The sequence below is a fragment of the Sphingobium sp. S6 genome (assembly GCF_905120495.1).
Taxonomy (GTDB): domain Bacteria; phylum Pseudomonadota; class Alphaproteobacteria; order Sphingomonadales; family Sphingomonadaceae; genus Sphingobium; species Sphingobium agri.
The window spans coordinates 1,154,417-1,168,698 of the sequence record NZ_CAJHOG010000001.1 but is presented as its reverse complement, the minus strand read 5'-3'; the positions used below and the strand labels follow the sequence as shown (position 1 = coordinate 1,168,698).

Sequence of the window (14,282 nt, the reverse complement as noted above, 5' to 3'; positions counted from 1 at the left end):
AGAGGTCGGGTGGTGAAAGCGTAGCCAGCTTCGGTCGAGTCCTTGAAAGTGCCGCTGGTGCGGCAGGCCCACCCCCGGCCCCTCCCGCTTGCGGGAGGGGGGAGTATGATATGACACCTGCTGCGCGTGTTCAGGCTGCGATCGAATTGCTGGACGCTATTATCGCGGCTGCGCGCGATGGCGGACCGGCGGCGGACACGTTGATCGCGCGCTATTTCAAGGAACGGCGCTATGCCGGGTCGCGCGATCGGCGGGCCGTGCGCGATCATGTGTATGACGCGGTAAGGCGGGTGGCCGAGCGGCCGGACAACGGGCGGGCGGCGATGGTTGGGCTGGCGCGGGAGCGGCCGGAGCTTGCGGCTCTGTTCGACGGATCGGCACATGCGCCTGCGCCGATCAGCAGCGATGAGCAGGGGGCCGAGGCTGGCGTTGTGCCGGGCTGGCTCAAGCCATTGTTCGCAGCTCCGGTCGAGCAGGAAAAATTGCTCGGCCGCGCGCCTGTCGACTTGCGGGCCAATCGCCTGAAAGCCGCGGCGGCAGAGGTTGCGCCGTTTTTTCCTGAGGCGGAGCCGGTCGAGGGACTTCCCGATGCGCTGCGGCTGCCCGAGGGCTGGCCGGTCGAGCAGAGTGAGGCGTGGAAGCAGGGTCTTGTCGAGGTGCAAGATGCTGGAAGCCAGCTGATCTCGGCAGCGTGCGGGGTCGCACCGGGCATGACTGTCGTCGATCTGTGTGCCGGGGCGGGGGGTAAGACGCTGGCCCTTGCTGCAGCGATGCAGGGGCAAGGAAGGCTGATCGCGGCGGATACGATCCGTTCCCGCCTTGCCCGGCTAAACCCACGGGCGGAACGGGCGGGGGCGACCTTCATCGAAACGCTGCTGCTCGATCAGGGTCATGAGGAGCGTGCGCTGGAGAGGCTGGGCGGGCGCGCCGACGTGGTGCTTGTCGACGCGCCATGTTCCGGCACGGGAACGTGGCGGCGCAATCCTGAGGCGCGCTGGCGGCTAACGCCTGCGCGACTGGACCGGCTGGTTGGAGAGCAGGCGCGAATATTGGACTTCGCCGCGCCGCTCGTCGCTCCAGGCGGGGTGCTTGTCTATGCTACATGCGCGCTCACCGATCGGGAAGGCGCCGGGCAAGTTCAGGCGTTCCTTGATCGTCACGACGGGTGGGCGGCCGAAGATGTGTCGATGGGTGCGGGGCGAGCCCATGGGCAGGGGCGGCTGTTGACGCCCGGACATGATGCGATGGATGGTTTCTATTTCGCCCGGCTGCGCGCTGTTGCATGAAAGAGGCGATGGACAAGCCTGGGCAAAATGACGACACTCGGGCGGAATCATCGCCTGAAACATGGCTGGAGTTGTGCATGCGTTTTACCCCTGCTTCGATCGCCTTGGCCGTTCTGTTGACCACCGTGTCGAGCGCGGGGCTGACACAGCGGCCGGACGCGCAGATATCGCCCTTGTCGGTCGAATGGCAGCAGGCGGGCGTCGCGGCGCGCCAGGCGGGGAATTACGCGGCGGCGAATGATGCGCTGGAAACGGCGCTGGCCGTCGATCCGCGCAATCGCTCTGCCTATATCGAAATGGCCGAAGTGGCGCGTGCGCAGGGCCTTCAGGGCAAGGCGATCCGGCTTTATCGCGAAGCGCTGCTGCTCGATCCAAATGATGTTAATGCCTTGGTCGGTCAGGGCGAGGCAATGGTCGAAAAGGGTGCCATTGCCAAGGCCAGGGAAAATCTCGCCCAGGCGCAGAGTGCATGCAAGAGCGATTGTGCGGCCGTTGGCAAGCTTGCTGCGGCGATTCAGAAGGGGCCGCCCGCGACCGTGCTAAGCGCGAAGGAAGGCGTGACGGTAGTGCCGAAGGCTCCCGAGACGGAGACACCTTGAAGTTTTTAGGCCGGTTTGAGCGTCTTTAGGTAAGCCGCTCACCTCATTTGGCCTCCATGTTCGTTGAGTTCGAGAAAAACGAAGCTCTAGGATCGCTCGCTCATCAGACGGGCTAGAGCCACGAACTCCTCGACGCTCACAGTTTCGGCGCGTCTTTGTGAGTCTATGCCGATCTGTCCAAGCGCATCCAGCGCGCCGGGCACGCTCTTCAGGCTTTGGCGGAGCATCTTGCGGCGTTGGCCGAATGCGGCGGCGGTGAGGCGTTCGAGTTGCTTCAGCTCCACGCCCTCCGGCGAGGGCTTGGGGGTGATGTGAACGACGGCTGACATGACCTTGGGCGGCGGCGTGAAGGCGCTGCGGTGGACCTTCATGGCGATGCGGGCCTCGCTACGCCACTGCGACAGAACGGCCAAGCGGCCATAATGGTCGCCGCCCGGCTTCGCGACGATGCGTTCGGCCACCTCCATCTGGAACATGAGCGTAAGTGATGACCACCAGGGGAGCGGCTCCCAAGGCGCCGAGAGCCAGCCGACCAGCAGGGCCGTGCCGACATTATAGGGGAGGTTCGCGATGATGTGGGCGCCAGTGCCAGCTTCGGCCTGTGCATCCACCTGCATGGCGTCGCCGGAAATGATCCGCAATTGGCCAGGGAAGCTGTCCGACAGTTCCGCGAGCGCAGGGAGGCATCGATCGTCGCGCTCCACCGCCACCAGCCGCGCGCCTGCCCGCAGGATCGCGCGCGTGAGGCCGCCGGGGCCTGGACCCACTTCGAACGCCGGTTGATCCTTTAGCGGGCCTGGAATGGCCGCAATGCGGTCGAGCAGTTGTTCGTCGAGCAGGAAATTCTGTCCGAGCGCCTTGCTCGCTTGCAGGCCGTGCGCGGCGATGACTTCGCGCAGCGGCGGCAGGACAGGCCGTGGGTCAGAGGCCATGGGAAAGTCGCGACCGGGCCGCTTCCGCCGCCATCTTCAACGCAGCCATCATCGCGCCGGGGTTTGCGCTGTCCTTCCCTGCGATGCCGAAGGCCGTTCCATGATCGGGGGAGGTGCGCACGATCGGGAGACCCAGCGTGATGTTGACGCCTTCATCGAAATGCAGCGTTTTGAGCGGGATCAGCGCTTGGTCATGATACATGCACAGCACCGCATCGTAGGTCTCACGGGCACGCGCATGGAAAAGGCCGTCGGCGGAGAGGGGGCCGACTATATCCATGCCTTCCTCACGAAGGGAGTCGATTGCGGGGCTAATGATCTCTATTTCTTCCCGGCCTAGCGCCCCACCTTCGCCAGCATGGGGGTTGAGGCCAGCGACGACAATGCGGGGGCGGGGAATGCCGAAGTTGCGTTGCAGTCCCTTGACCGTGGTGGTCGCGCGGGCGCGGATCAGGTCGATCGTGAGGACGGAAGGCACGTCGGCAAGCGGAATGTGGATGGTGACGGGCACGACCTTCAGCGACGGCCCGGCGAGCATCATCACGGCATTGTGAGGTGCGACGCCACAGCGTTCCGCGACGAATTCGGTCTGGCCGGGATGGGTGAAGCCGACACCGTAAAGCTGTTCCTTGCCGACCGGAGCGGTGACGATCCCGGCGGCGGATCCGGTGCGGGCGAGACCCACGGCCGCCTCCAGCGCCTGGAATGCGGTGCGCGCGCCATCGACGCTGGGGGAACCTGGCACGATGTCGCCAGCGTCAGCGACCTGGAGGCACGGCAGAGCGGAGTCAAACAGTGCCACGGCTTCCTGAGGCGTAGCGATGGGGGCGACAGGGCCAGCCCAGACCCGGCGCAAGGAAGCGGCATCGCCCACCGCGAAGAAGCTGGGCAATCCGCGTGCTTTGCGCATCACCCAGCTTTTTGCGACGATTTCAGGACCTATGCCCGCCGGGTCGCCCAGCGGTACGGCAAAGGGCGCAAGCTCCGAACGAGCCGGGGCTGGATCAGTTATAGTCGATGACGGCATCGCGGCGAAGGTCACGCAGATAGATGCGGGCGCGCTTGTTGACCCGTTCTTCCTCCAGCTGTGCCATGATCTGTTCCGCATTCGGTGCTGCGGCGCCGCTTGCTTCGTCGCGGCCGCAGACGACCAGCACGCGCACGCCGTCGTTGACCGAACCGAAGGGCGGCGTGGCTTCACCGACCTGCAGGCCAAGAAGGATGTCCTGCAACTGCGGGGGAAGGTCACGGACTTTCACATTGTCATTGTCGACGACATCGGCACCGATCTTGCCGCCCAGTTCATTGGCCTGGCCGCATCCTTTGAGCGCCTTGGTCTGCGCGGCGAAGCTCGCGGCCCGGGCGCTGGCTTGCTCCTTGGTGGTGCCTGCGGGGAAACTGATCGACAGCTGCTTGAGGCTGAGCAGGGAATCGCGCGGATCGGCGGTCAGCACCTTGCGCTTGTCCATGACATAGATGACGGAGACGCCGCCCGGAACGGGGATCGGCCCGGCAAGCTGCCCCACCTGCATTTCATTGGCAGCCTTGGCGAGTTCGTCGGGCAGCTGCGCGGGGCGGACCCAGCCAAGGTCGCCACCGACCGCTGCGGTCGATGCCTCCGAAAATTGCCGCGCATAGGCGGCGAAGCTGCCGCCCTGCTTGATCTGTTCGATGATGTTGCGGGCGTTGGAGACGATCTGGGCCTGATTTTCCGGCGTCGCGGACAGGTAGATCTCACCGATCCGATATTCATCGCTGCCCTTGGCCGCGTTCATGCGATCGACGACGGATTTCACCTCATCGGCCGAGACATTGACGAAAGGCTGGATGTTGCGGCGGAGCAGGCGGCTCCATGCCAGTTCGCCTTCGATCTGGCGCCTGATGCTGGCGGGCGCGCTGCCCTGAGCCCGCAGATATTGGTCGAACTGGGCGGGTGACTGGCGGAAATTGGCCGCGACCCTTTCATAGCTCTGGTCGACCTCCGCCTTGTCGATCCTGATGTCGTGGGCGGCCGCTTCCTGAATCTGAAGCGTTTCGTCGATCAGGTTGCGCAGCACCTGTACCCGCAGACGCTCCCGCTCTTCGGGCGAAACCTTGCCACCATTGGCGGCGATGATGAGCGCGAGGCGCTGGTCCACGTCCGTGCCGGTGATGATGCGGCCGTTGACGATGGCCGTCGCCTTGCGGACATTGGGGTCATTCTTGCCGAAGACGGTCACGTCCTTGGGCAGCTTCAGCTGTTGTGCCGCGACGCCGCTATCATCGTCGTTGACGGTCTGCGCGGTGAGGGTGTTGGCGAACGACCCCATGAGGATCGAGGACAGGAGCAGGGCGCGCGCGCTGGCCCGAAGGGATTGTCCAAGGCGGGAAGGCATGGGAACGACAGGCTGCATCGTCGGGAAAACTCTCCATTACGGTCCGTCGCCTGATGCGACGGTCCGCCTTAACCGGTCCTGAGCGGAGGGGCGGAGGCTGATCCTTATATGCCGATATTCCGAAAAGCCAGCCGTAGTTGGAAGCTGTTGCCCTTTCGCGCGTCGCCAGCGGCCAGATAATCCCGCCGCCAGGTCAGCCCGAGCGTCAGACAGTCGTCCTCATAGGCGACGCCGAGGCGATGGCGGACGGGTTCGTAGCCGTCGGACGCGCTCAGCGGATCTTCCTTTCTGTCGGTCAGGTTGACGACCGTGGAGCCGAACACCGACCAGAAGCGCGCGAACTGCACGCGCCCGCCAAAGCGCAGTTCCTCACGGTCCTGAAGATCCTCAAGGCCCGGCGCGGCGTTGCGGTTGAGCCGGAGATAGCCGACCATCACGTAGGTCTTGCGGCTTCCCACGGTGGCATCGATTTCGTTGCGGCGGACGGCCAACTCGTCCTTATCCAGGCGAAAGCGATGGATGAGGCTGACGAAATCACGGAAGCGGACGGTGGTGCGGCCGACGATATCGGACATGCGGTCGGAAAGTCCGGTGCCGTCGGGCAGGATGCTTTCGCGATTGTTGAGCCGATAGCTTTGGCCGACCACACTTTCCAATGAAAAGCCGGGGAGCGAAAGGCTGTATTCCAGCCCATAGGTGATCCGGGTCGAATCTTCGAACCGGTCATATCCGGCGAAGCGGTTGAGCGCGAACAGGTTGCTGTCTTCCAGGTCGATGGCGCGCGCATCTTCGTTGGGGACGGACAGGTTCGCCAGCTTCGGTGCGGCGACGATCTGCACGCGGGGAGCGATACGCTGCACGCCGCCAAAGGCTTCACCCATGAAGGGCCAGCGGACATCGATCGCAGCCGCTGCGATGCCGCGTGCCTGCCAGCCTGGATCGCCGGCATAGCGCGCAATGCTGTTCAGGTCATTGTCGCTGCTGTGGTAGACGTCGCCGCGCAGATAGGTGGTGAAATTCACCTCCTGCCCCATGCCCGTCAGCTTGCGCAGGTTCCATTCGAAGGCGGCAAAGGCGCGCTGGGTATCCTCGCCATGCGTGCGGGTAATGGCAAGGCTGTTCGCCTGAAGCTGAATGCGGCCGCCAAGCAGCGGATCGAGAAGGCGCAGGCGATAGTCGATGACGGGCAGGGCGATCGGCGTCTGCCCTTGAGAATCGCCAAGGCGCAAGGTCTGGACGGCCCAGCCGGCGATCGAGAAATAGCTGTTCTCGCCGATGCGTTGTGCGCCGAGGGTCGAACGCAGCCGGTCGTCGCGGCTGATGTCATAGCGGCGGAGGAAGGTGCGGTCGCTTGCTACGCGAAGCGATCCATTTACGCTCCATTCCGGCGTCAGCTGCATGGCGCCGCTGGCATCCAGATAGCCGCGGAAGTCCCTTTCGGATCCGACAGGGCCCGTCGCCGTGGGAAGGGAACTACTGGCGTCGATGCGCCGCGCGTGGGTCGCGTAGCCGGTGATCTGATAAGCGCCCCGGTCCCAGCGGTGGCGGAAATTCGCCTCCAGCATCGGCAGCGTCTTGGAATAGATATGCGGCGTGATCGTCAGATCGCGGTTTGGCGCCAGCTTGATATAATAGGGCAGGGCGACTTCGATGCCATTGTTCCGGTCATAGCGGAGGTTCGGCACCAGCAGCCCCGTGCCTCCCGTGCCGCCGACGGGGTGCGAAAAGCCGGGCAGAGGGATGAGCGGCAGGCCGAATATTTCCACGCTGGCATTACGATATCGCACCCGCGCGGCGACCGGGTCATATACGACCTTCACCGCCTTGATCTGCCAGGTGGGTTCCTTGGGACAGCCATCGCTGTCCTCCACGCTGCAACCGGTATAAGCGGCCTTGTGCAGCGTGTAGACGCCGTTCACCCGAACGCCCTGCACGGCCGCAAGCCTGCCGCCTGACTGGAGGACGAGCAGCATATTCTCGACGGTTCCGTCCTTCAGCGTGTCTGTGACCTGAAAGCGATCGCCGTAAGCGATGTTGCCTTCGGGATCGGTCGCCGAGACATTGCCGCGCGCTTCCACCTGGCCGGTCGTGCGGTTCCACACCACGGTGTCCGCGCGCAGCCGGTTGCCCTGCCGCAGCAATTGCACATTGCCGCTGGCCGTCACAATCTCCGTATTGCTGTCATATTCAAGCGCGTCGGCGGAAAAGCCGATCTGTTCGTCGCTGGTTGGCACGGGGGCATCCGGCGCGCCGATGGTCGCCTGCGGAGTTTGCAGGTCCTGCGCGAGAGCATGGGGGATCACAGCCAGGCAGGCCGTGGCCGCGCTTGCCGCCAGCATATGTTTCAGACGCGAGGTATGGGAGAAATTCTGCAAGGGGATCGTGCCTCTTCAGGGGCGCTTCGTTGCCCGCCTATCGCACTGCTTTGCGCGCGCCGCAATCTTTCGTCACGCTTCTTTTACGGGAAATCGGTCGAACGGCTTTGCCAGATGGAGGAAGCGACATTATCTGGCATGGAGCGCTTAGTAGCGCCCCACGATCACAAAGCACATAGAAGGACCCTTGATGGAAATCGCATTCGCCCCGGTGCGTCCGGACGCCGACACCCTGGTCTTTGCCGTTCCCAAGGGCGGCTTCGATGCGTTGCCGATCTCTGCGGCAGCGACTTTGGCGGCGGGCGCGGCGGCGGCGCGCTTCACTGGTGAGGCAGGCGGCAGCTTTGAAAGTTTCGCTGAAGAAGGCGGCAAGGTGCTGCGTATCGTTCTGGTGGGCACTGGCGGCGGAAGCGAGACCGACTTCGAACGCGCGGGAGCCGCGTTGACGGCGCGCCTGCTCACAAGCGGCGCGAGCCATGCGGCGGTGGAGTTCTTCGGCGGCGCAAGTGGCGACAAGGCCGCTCATTTCGCATTGGGCGCCCTGCTGCGGGGCTGGCGGATTGACACCTACCGCACACGGCAGCCGGAAAAGGCGAAGCCGACATTGACGAAATTGTCGATCGTCGCGGACGGCGCGGATGCGGAGTGGCAGCGGCTTTCGGCGATTGCCGACGGCGTGGCCTTCGCCCGCGAACTCGTGTCCGAGCCCGCCAATATCCTCTATCCGGAAAGCTTCGTCGAACGCTGCCGCCATCTGGAGCAATTGGGCGTCAAGATCAGCGTGCTCGACAAGGCCGCGATGGCGGAACTCGGCATGGGTGCGCTGCTCGGCGTGGCGCAGGGGTCGGTGCGTGAACCGCGTCTGCTCGCGATGGAGTGGGATGGCACGAATGGCGCGGGCGGCAAGCCTGTCGTGTTCGTGGGCAAGGGCGTTACGTTCGACACTGGCGGCATTTCATTGAAGCCCGGCGCGGGCATGGAAGACATGAAATGGGATATGGGCGGCGCTGGCGCCGTCGCGGGCGCGATGAAGGCGCTGGCGGGGCGCAAGGCGAAGGCGCGCGTCGTCGGCATCTGCGGCCTTGTCGAGAATATGCCTGACGGCAATGCGCAGAGGCCGGGCGACATCGTCACCTCCATGTCCGGGCAGACGATCGAGGTCATCAACACCGATGCGGAAGGCCGCCTGGTGCTGTGCGACGTCATCACCTGGGCACAGAAGACCTATGCGCCTGAGGTCATCATTGATCTGGCGACGCTGACCGGCGCAATGATCGTCGCGCTTGGCGATCAATATGCGGGGCTGTTCGCCAATGATGAAGGGCTGGCTGAAGATCTGATCGCTGCGGGCAAGGCGGCGGGCGACCAGTTGTGGCGTTTCCCGCTTGGCGATGCTTACAACAAGCTGATCGACAGCCCGATCGCCGACATGAAAAATATGGGCGCGCGCTATGCCGGTTCGATCACGGCGGCTCAATTCATCAAGCGTTTCGTCGATGATGGGGTGAAGTGGGCGCATCTGGACATTGCGGGCATGGTCTGGGCCGACAAGCCGGGTGCCACCTGGGACAAGGGCGCGACCGGCTATGGAGTGCGCCTGATCGACCAGCTGGTGGCGGACAAGTACGAAGGCTGATGCAGGTCGATTTCTACCAGCTCAGCCGCGATCCCGTGGACCGGGTGCTGCCTGCCATAGCGGCACGCGTGCTCGGCCTTGGTGAACGGCTGCTGGTAGTTGCGCAGGATGAGGCGGCGCTGGACCGAATCTCGGCGGGCCTGTGGAACGGTCCGCCTGAAAGCTTTCTGGCCCACGGCCGCGCAGGAGAGCGGGCGGAGGCCGTTCAGCCCGTTCTCTTAGGTCAGGATTGCAGCGCCGCCAATGGCGCCCGGCATATCGCGATTGCCGATGGGCTCTGGCGTGAAGAAGCGTTGGAGTTCGAGCGCGCCTTCTACTTCTTCGATTCGCTGACTGTTGAAGGCGCGCGGCAAAGCTGGCGTGCCTTGTCGAAGCGGGAAGGGGTGACGCCTCGCTTCTGGCGGCAGGATCAGGGGAAATGGGTGCAAGGACCCTAGGCAGGAAGGGCTCGTCGACGCCCCCTTGCGGTGCGGGGCGGCGCGGTCTAAAGGGCGCGCCAATTCCAACCATCCGGAGCTTTTGAGCCTCATGGCCGTAACCCGCACCTTTTCGATCATCAAGCCTGACGCCACGCGCCGCAACCTGACCGGGGCCGTGACCAAGAAGCTGGAAGAAGCGGGCCTGCGCGTCGTCGCATCCAAGCGCATCCGCATGAGCCGCGAACAGGCTGAAGGCTTCTATGCCGTTCACAAGGAACGCCCTTTCTTCGCCGATCTGGTCGCCTTCATGATTTCCGGCCCGGTCGTCGTCCAGGTTCTGGAAGGCGAAGACGCCGTGAAGCGCAACCGCGATATCATGGGCGCCACCAATCCGGCTAACGCCGACGAAGGCACGATCCGCAAGGAATATGCCGAGTCGATCGAAGCGAACTCTGTCCATGGTTCGGACAGCGAGGAAAATGCCGCGATCGAGATCGCCTATTTCTTCAAGCCGGAAGAAATCGTCGGCTGATCTGCCAGATCATTTATGAAAAAGGGCCGGTAGCGCGTGCTTGCCGGCCCTTTTCTTTTTGGACTGAGCTTGGCGACGGGCGGTCAGTTTGAGAGCGGCGGCGCTTCGAATCGGTCGATCACCCATTCCTCAGCCTGCGCGCCACCGATCCATTCCTGCATCCAGGGATGTGCGATAACCGCCTGCATATAGGCTTCGGCGAAGCGCGCGACCGGGAGTTGGTACGTGATAAAGCGCGTGACGACCGGCGCGAACATCACGTCTGCGGCGCTGAATTCGCCGAAGAGGAAATCGCCCGTGCCGCCATAGCGGGCGCGCGCTTGCGCCCACAGCTGCATGATGCGCGCAATATCCTGCGCGACTGCTTCAGAGGGCTGAACGGCGTCATAGATCTGCCGGATGTTCATGCTGTGCTCGCGGCGCAGCGCGGCAAAGCTGGAATGCATCTCCGCCGCCATCGACCGGGCCATCGCGCGAGCGGCGGTATCCGTCGGCCAGAATTTGTCTCCGCCCGTTTTCTCGTTCAGATATTCGATGATTGCCATGCTATCCCAGACGACCGTGTCGTCACCGTCCCACAAAATGGGGACCTTGCCCGAGGAGGGGGCGAATTCGTCGCCCTCGCGCCGTTTTTCCCAAGCTTCGTCGTAAAGCGGAACCACGACTTCCTCGAACGGCAATCCGCTGAGCTTACAGGCGAGCCAGCCGCGCAGGGACCAACTGGAATATGCCTTATTGCCTATGAATAGCTTCATCATCGCCCTTCTTTAGACGGCCGAAGGAAGGGAAGTCGAGAGCTACCGGGCGGCGCATCTGACTCACTTTCTATATTATTGGTAGAAAATCCCACGTGCGGGGCTTGGCTGCATCATGGGGCTCGTCGTATGGCGCGAGGCGAGTTGAATGCCGGAGTAGGGGGATTATGGACTGGCTGCATGGTGTAGCGGGCCTGTTCGTGGGAATCATGGTCGGCATGACTGGCGTCGGCGGAGGATCGCTGATGGCGCCGATCCTCATCCTGCTGTTCGGCGTCGCTCCTGCCACGGCGGTGGGCACCGACCTCTGGTTTGCGGCGATAACCAAATCGGTGGGCGGCGCGATCCATCACCGTCATGGCGGACCGGATGGCGGGCCCGATTATGAAGTGGTGAAGCGCCTTTGTTTCGGCAGCCTTCCCGCCGCGCTCATAACGCTGCTCATCCTTTCCCAGACCCATGTTCAGCAGATCAAGAGCGGTATCGTCACGAACGCCTTGGGCGGGGTGCTGATCGCGACGGCGATAGCGACCCTGCTGCGTGGGCGTTTTCACCGCTGGGCGCTGGCCCGTCGCGTCGGTACGGCGGACCGCTTCATGCGCTGGCAGCCCGCGCTGACCGTCGCCGCGGGCGCGCTGCTGGGTGCAATGGTGACACTGACATCGGTCGGTGCCGGAGCGATCGGCGCGACGTTGCTTCTCGCGCTTTATCCCCTTCGCATGCGGCTGCAGCGATTGGTGGCGACGGACATCGTCCATGCCGTGCCGCTTACCCTGGCAGCGGGGCTGGGCCATTTGTGGATCGGCAATGTGAACGGCACGCTGCTCTTCAACCTGCTGATCGGATCGGTCCCCGGCATCATCATCGGGTCATTGCTTGCCACGCGCGCGTCGGATCGCGTGCTTCAGCCGCTGTTGGCAATCATCCTGGTCCTGGTGGGCTGGCGACTCATCGCCTGAGCAAAAGCTGAGCGCTTTGGAGGCCCGAGCCGGAATCGAACCGGCGTGCAAGGATTTGCAGTCCTCTGCGTAACCACTCCGCCATCGGGCCTCGGCGTGGGTGGCCGCAAATGTGCGGCTTTTGATCCAAAGTCAAGCGGGCGGGTGACCGCCGAGACCAAGATTATCATCTCCGCGCACTGAAAGCCGCTTGGCGTGGCTTGTCCCGTGATCTAGAGGTCCCGATAATGTCAGCGCTGTATTGTCATGCCAATACAGTTGTGCCAATCGAGGTAGTATCGTGACCGAGCAGAATTTTTCATCGATGCGGGCCGCAATGGTCGAAAGCCAGCTTCGCACCAGCGATGTCGATGATCAGCGCGTGATTGCCGCAATGGCCCGTGTGCCACGGGAAGACTTCGTGCCTTCGGAACGACGCGCGATGGCTTATGTTGATCGTTCGATTCCCCTGGCTAACGGGCGCGCCCTCAATCCGCCGCTCGCTACCGGCCGCTTGCTGAAGGAAGCACAGGTGGAGCAGGGCGACCGCGTCCTTCTGATCGGCGCTGCGACGGGATATAGCGCAGCGCTGCTTGCCGCCCTGGGTGCGAAGGTGACAGCGGTAGAGGCTGAAGATGGTCCGCAATTGGCGGCGGAGGGCGCTACCATCGTCCGTGGTCCGCTGGCAGCGGGAGCGCCCGACGGTGCGCCGTACGACATCCTGTTCATCGACGGGGCGGTGCAGGAAGTGCCCGCTGCGCTGATCGCGCAACTAGCCGATGGCGCGCGCGTCGTGACGGGTCTGGTTGAGCGCGGTGTCACGCGCCTGTGCAGCGGCCGCGTGGTATCCGGCGTCCTCGGTCTTGTCAGCCTGACCGACCTGGAGATGGTAGTTCTGCCCGGTTTTGCTGCGCCGGAGCGATTTGTCTTTTAACCGACCTGGGGGCGTCATGACCGCAAAGCAGGTGATTCTTCGGTGCTCCGCTGCCACGGGTCTGCTGCTCCTGAATGCTGGCAGTGCACAGGCCGAGACGCTGCAGGGCGCGTTGGCGAAGGCATACCAATATAATCCGACGCTCACCGGGGCGCGGGCCCAGCAGCGCGCGACCGATGAGAATGTGCCGATCCGAAAAGCGGATGGACGGCCTGATCTCGCCACGACCGCCGAATTCCAGGAACTGCTGGTCAAGCCTGCCCAGGCTTTTCTTGCGCCGGACCGATCGCTCGCGGGCACAGCGACCATCAACGTGCCAATCTATCAGGGTGGGGCGGTTCGGAACGGGGTGAAGGCGGCCAAGGTTCGCGTGCAGGCTGGACAAGCCAATCTGCGCGGAACGGAAGCATCGATCTTTTCGCAGGTTGTCGGTGCTTATATGAATGTCATCCGCGACAGCGCCATCGTTTCGCTCAACTTGGCTAATGTAAGCGCGCTCGGCGTCAATCTGCAGGCGACGAGCGATCGGTTCGAGGTGGGCGACCTTACGCGGACGGACGTCGCCCAATCGGAATCGCGGCTGGCGTTGGCAAGGGCCGATTTGCAGACGGCGCAAGCTAACCTGATCAACAGCCGCGAAAATTACATAGCGCTGGTGGGTGCTGTTCCGGACAATCTGGAGCCGCCGCCGCCGCTCCCCGGTCTTCCCAATGCACCCGAGACAGCGGTGCAGGTAGCGCTGGCCGACAATCCTGATCTCGCCGCCGCGCGTAAGGCACGCGAAGCGGCCGGATATGACGTGCGGGTGGCGAAGGCGGCTGTGCTTCCGACACTCTCAGGCTTTGCGCAGGGCAGCTACACGCATTATCTGGGATCGTTGAGCAGTGTCCAAGGGCAGCCTGATGTATCGCAGGTCAACAAACAGGCAGTAGCGGGCGCGACCTTGCGTCTTCCTCTCTATCAGGGCGGCCGCCCCGGAGCACAGGTGCGGCAAAGCCAGGCGCTGCAATCTCAGTCGATCGAGCAAGAGATCGAGGTGGAGCGGAACGTCATCGCGCAGACCCGGTCCGCTTACGCAAGCTGGCAAGCTTCAGTGCAGAGCATCGAGTCCAACCAGAAGGCCGTGGAAGCAGCCAACCTGTCGCTGGAAGGTGTGCGGGCAGAAAATTCCGTGGGCAGCCGGACCATCCTGGACATATTGAATGCCGAACAGGAAGCGCTCAATGCCCGGGTCCAGCTCGTGTCGGCGCGCCGCAACGCTTATGTGGCAGGCTTCAGCCTGCTCGCAGCGATGGGGCATGCGGAAGCGGATGACCTGAACCTGGAAACCGGCGCGCTCTACAACCCCATGGTTAATTATGAGCGCGTCAAGGGCAAGTGGTTCGATTGGGATTTCGACCCCGCGCCCCGTTCCCAAGCGACTAGAACCGTTGACACGCCTGCACAAAATGCCAATGTGCCTGCTGGGTTGGCGCAGCAACCTTAGGTTAACAGGGGCTTT

13 protein-coding genes and 1 tRNA gene are annotated in these 14,282 nt (G+C 63.6%); 8 read left to right on the top strand and 6 right to left on the bottom strand.

Translation table 11 applies throughout. The annotated features are described in order from the left end of the window. The first annotated feature begins 110 nt into the window (after positions 1 to 110). Both SPHS8_RS06000 and SPHS8_RS05995 read left to right on the top strand, forming a co-directional pair. The gene (locus SPHS8_RS06000) at positions 111 to 1,286 is read left to right on the top strand and encodes an RsmB/NOP family class I SAM-dependent RNA methyltransferase (protein WP_201514665.1); all 1,176 of its coding nucleotides are present in this window, start codon (positions 111 to 113) and stop codon (positions 1,284 to 1,286) included. 77 nt (positions 1,287 to 1,363) lie between these two features. Continuing rightward, positions 1,364 to 1,885, top strand: a complete 522-nt coding sequence (locus SPHS8_RS05995) for a tetratricopeptide repeat protein (protein WP_097092855.1) — start codon at positions 1,364 to 1,366, stop codon at positions 1,883 to 1,885. Positions 1,886 to 1,971: 86 nt separating this feature from the next. On the opposite strand, the gene rsmA is transcribed toward SPHS8_RS05995, so the two are convergent. The 4 genes from rsmA to SPHS8_RS05975 form a co-directional block, all read right to left on the bottom strand. After that, positions 1,972 to 2,817, bottom strand: a complete 846-nt coding sequence (gene rsmA / locus SPHS8_RS05990; RefSeq protein ID WP_201514664.1) for a 16S rRNA (adenine(1518)-N(6)/adenine(1519)-N(6))-dimethyltransferase RsmA — start codon at positions 2,815 to 2,817, stop codon at positions 1,972 to 1,974. Then, positions 2,807 to 3,844: a 4-hydroxythreonine-4-phosphate dehydrogenase PdxA gene (gene pdxA / locus SPHS8_RS05985; RefSeq protein WP_201514890.1), complete on the bottom strand. Its 1,038-nt coding sequence runs from the start codon at positions 3,842 to 3,844 to the stop codon at positions 2,807 to 2,809. Before pdxA ends, rsmA begins: the two co-directional genes overlap by 11 nt. Then, positions 3,822 to 5,210: a peptidylprolyl isomerase gene (locus tag SPHS8_RS05980; protein WP_201514663.1), complete on the bottom strand. Its 1,389-nt coding sequence runs from the start codon at positions 5,208 to 5,210 to the stop codon at positions 3,822 to 3,824. Before SPHS8_RS05980 ends, pdxA begins: the two co-directional genes overlap by 23 nt. 86 nt (positions 5,211 to 5,296) lie before the next feature. Next, complete coding sequence (locus tag SPHS8_RS05975; RefSeq protein ID WP_201514889.1) at positions 5,297 to 7,531, bottom strand: LPS-assembly protein LptD; 2,235 nt, start codon at positions 7,529 to 7,531, stop codon at positions 5,297 to 5,299. A 226-nt stretch (positions 7,532 to 7,757) separates the two neighbouring features. Between SPHS8_RS05975 and SPHS8_RS05970 the strand changes: the two genes are divergently transcribed. The 3 genes from SPHS8_RS05970 (at position 7,758) to ndk (ending at position 10,154) form a co-directional block, all read left to right on the top strand. Further along, positions 7,758 to 9,203, top strand: a complete 1,446-nt coding sequence (locus SPHS8_RS05970; protein ID WP_201514662.1) for a leucyl aminopeptidase — start codon at positions 7,758 to 7,760, stop codon at positions 9,201 to 9,203. Further along, positions 9,203 to 9,640, top strand: a complete 438-nt coding sequence (locus tag SPHS8_RS05965) for a DNA polymerase III subunit chi (RefSeq protein ID WP_201514661.1) — start codon at positions 9,203 to 9,205, stop codon at positions 9,638 to 9,640. Before SPHS8_RS05970 ends, SPHS8_RS05965 begins: the two co-directional genes overlap by 1 nt. 91 nt (positions 9,641 to 9,731) lie before the next feature. Continuing rightward, complete coding sequence (gene ndk / locus SPHS8_RS05960; RefSeq protein ID WP_037461517.1) at positions 9,732 to 10,154, top strand: nucleoside-diphosphate kinase; 423 nt, start codon at positions 9,732 to 9,734, stop codon at positions 10,152 to 10,154. Between the two features lie 83 nt (positions 10,155 to 10,237). Here the strand turns inward: ndk and SPHS8_RS05955 are convergent, their stop codons facing one another. Beyond that, positions 10,238 to 10,912: a glutathione S-transferase family protein gene (locus SPHS8_RS05955; protein ID WP_097092032.1), complete on the bottom strand. Its 675-nt coding sequence runs from the start codon at positions 10,910 to 10,912 to the stop codon at positions 10,238 to 10,240. Between the two features lie 164 nt (positions 10,913 to 11,076). On the opposite strand from SPHS8_RS05955, the gene SPHS8_RS05950 reads away from it, so the two are divergent. Further along, positions 11,077 to 11,868: a sulfite exporter TauE/SafE family protein gene (locus tag SPHS8_RS05950; RefSeq protein ID WP_097092031.1), complete on the top strand. Its 792-nt coding sequence runs from the start codon at positions 11,077 to 11,079 to the stop codon at positions 11,866 to 11,868. A 17-nt stretch (positions 11,869 to 11,885) separates the two neighbouring features. On the opposite strand, the gene SPHS8_RS05945 is transcribed toward SPHS8_RS05950, so the two are convergent. Then, a tRNA-Cys gene (locus SPHS8_RS05945) sits at positions 11,886 to 11,959 on the bottom strand. 189 nt (positions 11,960 to 12,148) lie between these two features. Between SPHS8_RS05945 and SPHS8_RS05940 the strand changes: the two genes are divergently transcribed. Next, on the top strand, positions 12,149 to 12,781 hold the full coding sequence (locus SPHS8_RS05940; protein WP_097092030.1) for a protein-L-isoaspartate O-methyltransferase family protein: 633 nt from the start codon (positions 12,149 to 12,151) through the stop codon (positions 12,779 to 12,781). A gap of 16 nt (positions 12,782 to 12,797) precedes the next feature. Then, positions 12,798 to 14,267 carry a TolC family outer membrane protein gene (locus SPHS8_RS05935; protein WP_201514660.1) on the top strand — a complete coding sequence of 490 codons (1,470 nt, stop codon included), beginning with the start codon at positions 12,798 to 12,800 and terminating at the stop codon, positions 14,265 to 14,267. The last annotated feature ends 15 nt before the right edge of the window (positions 14,268 to 14,282 follow it).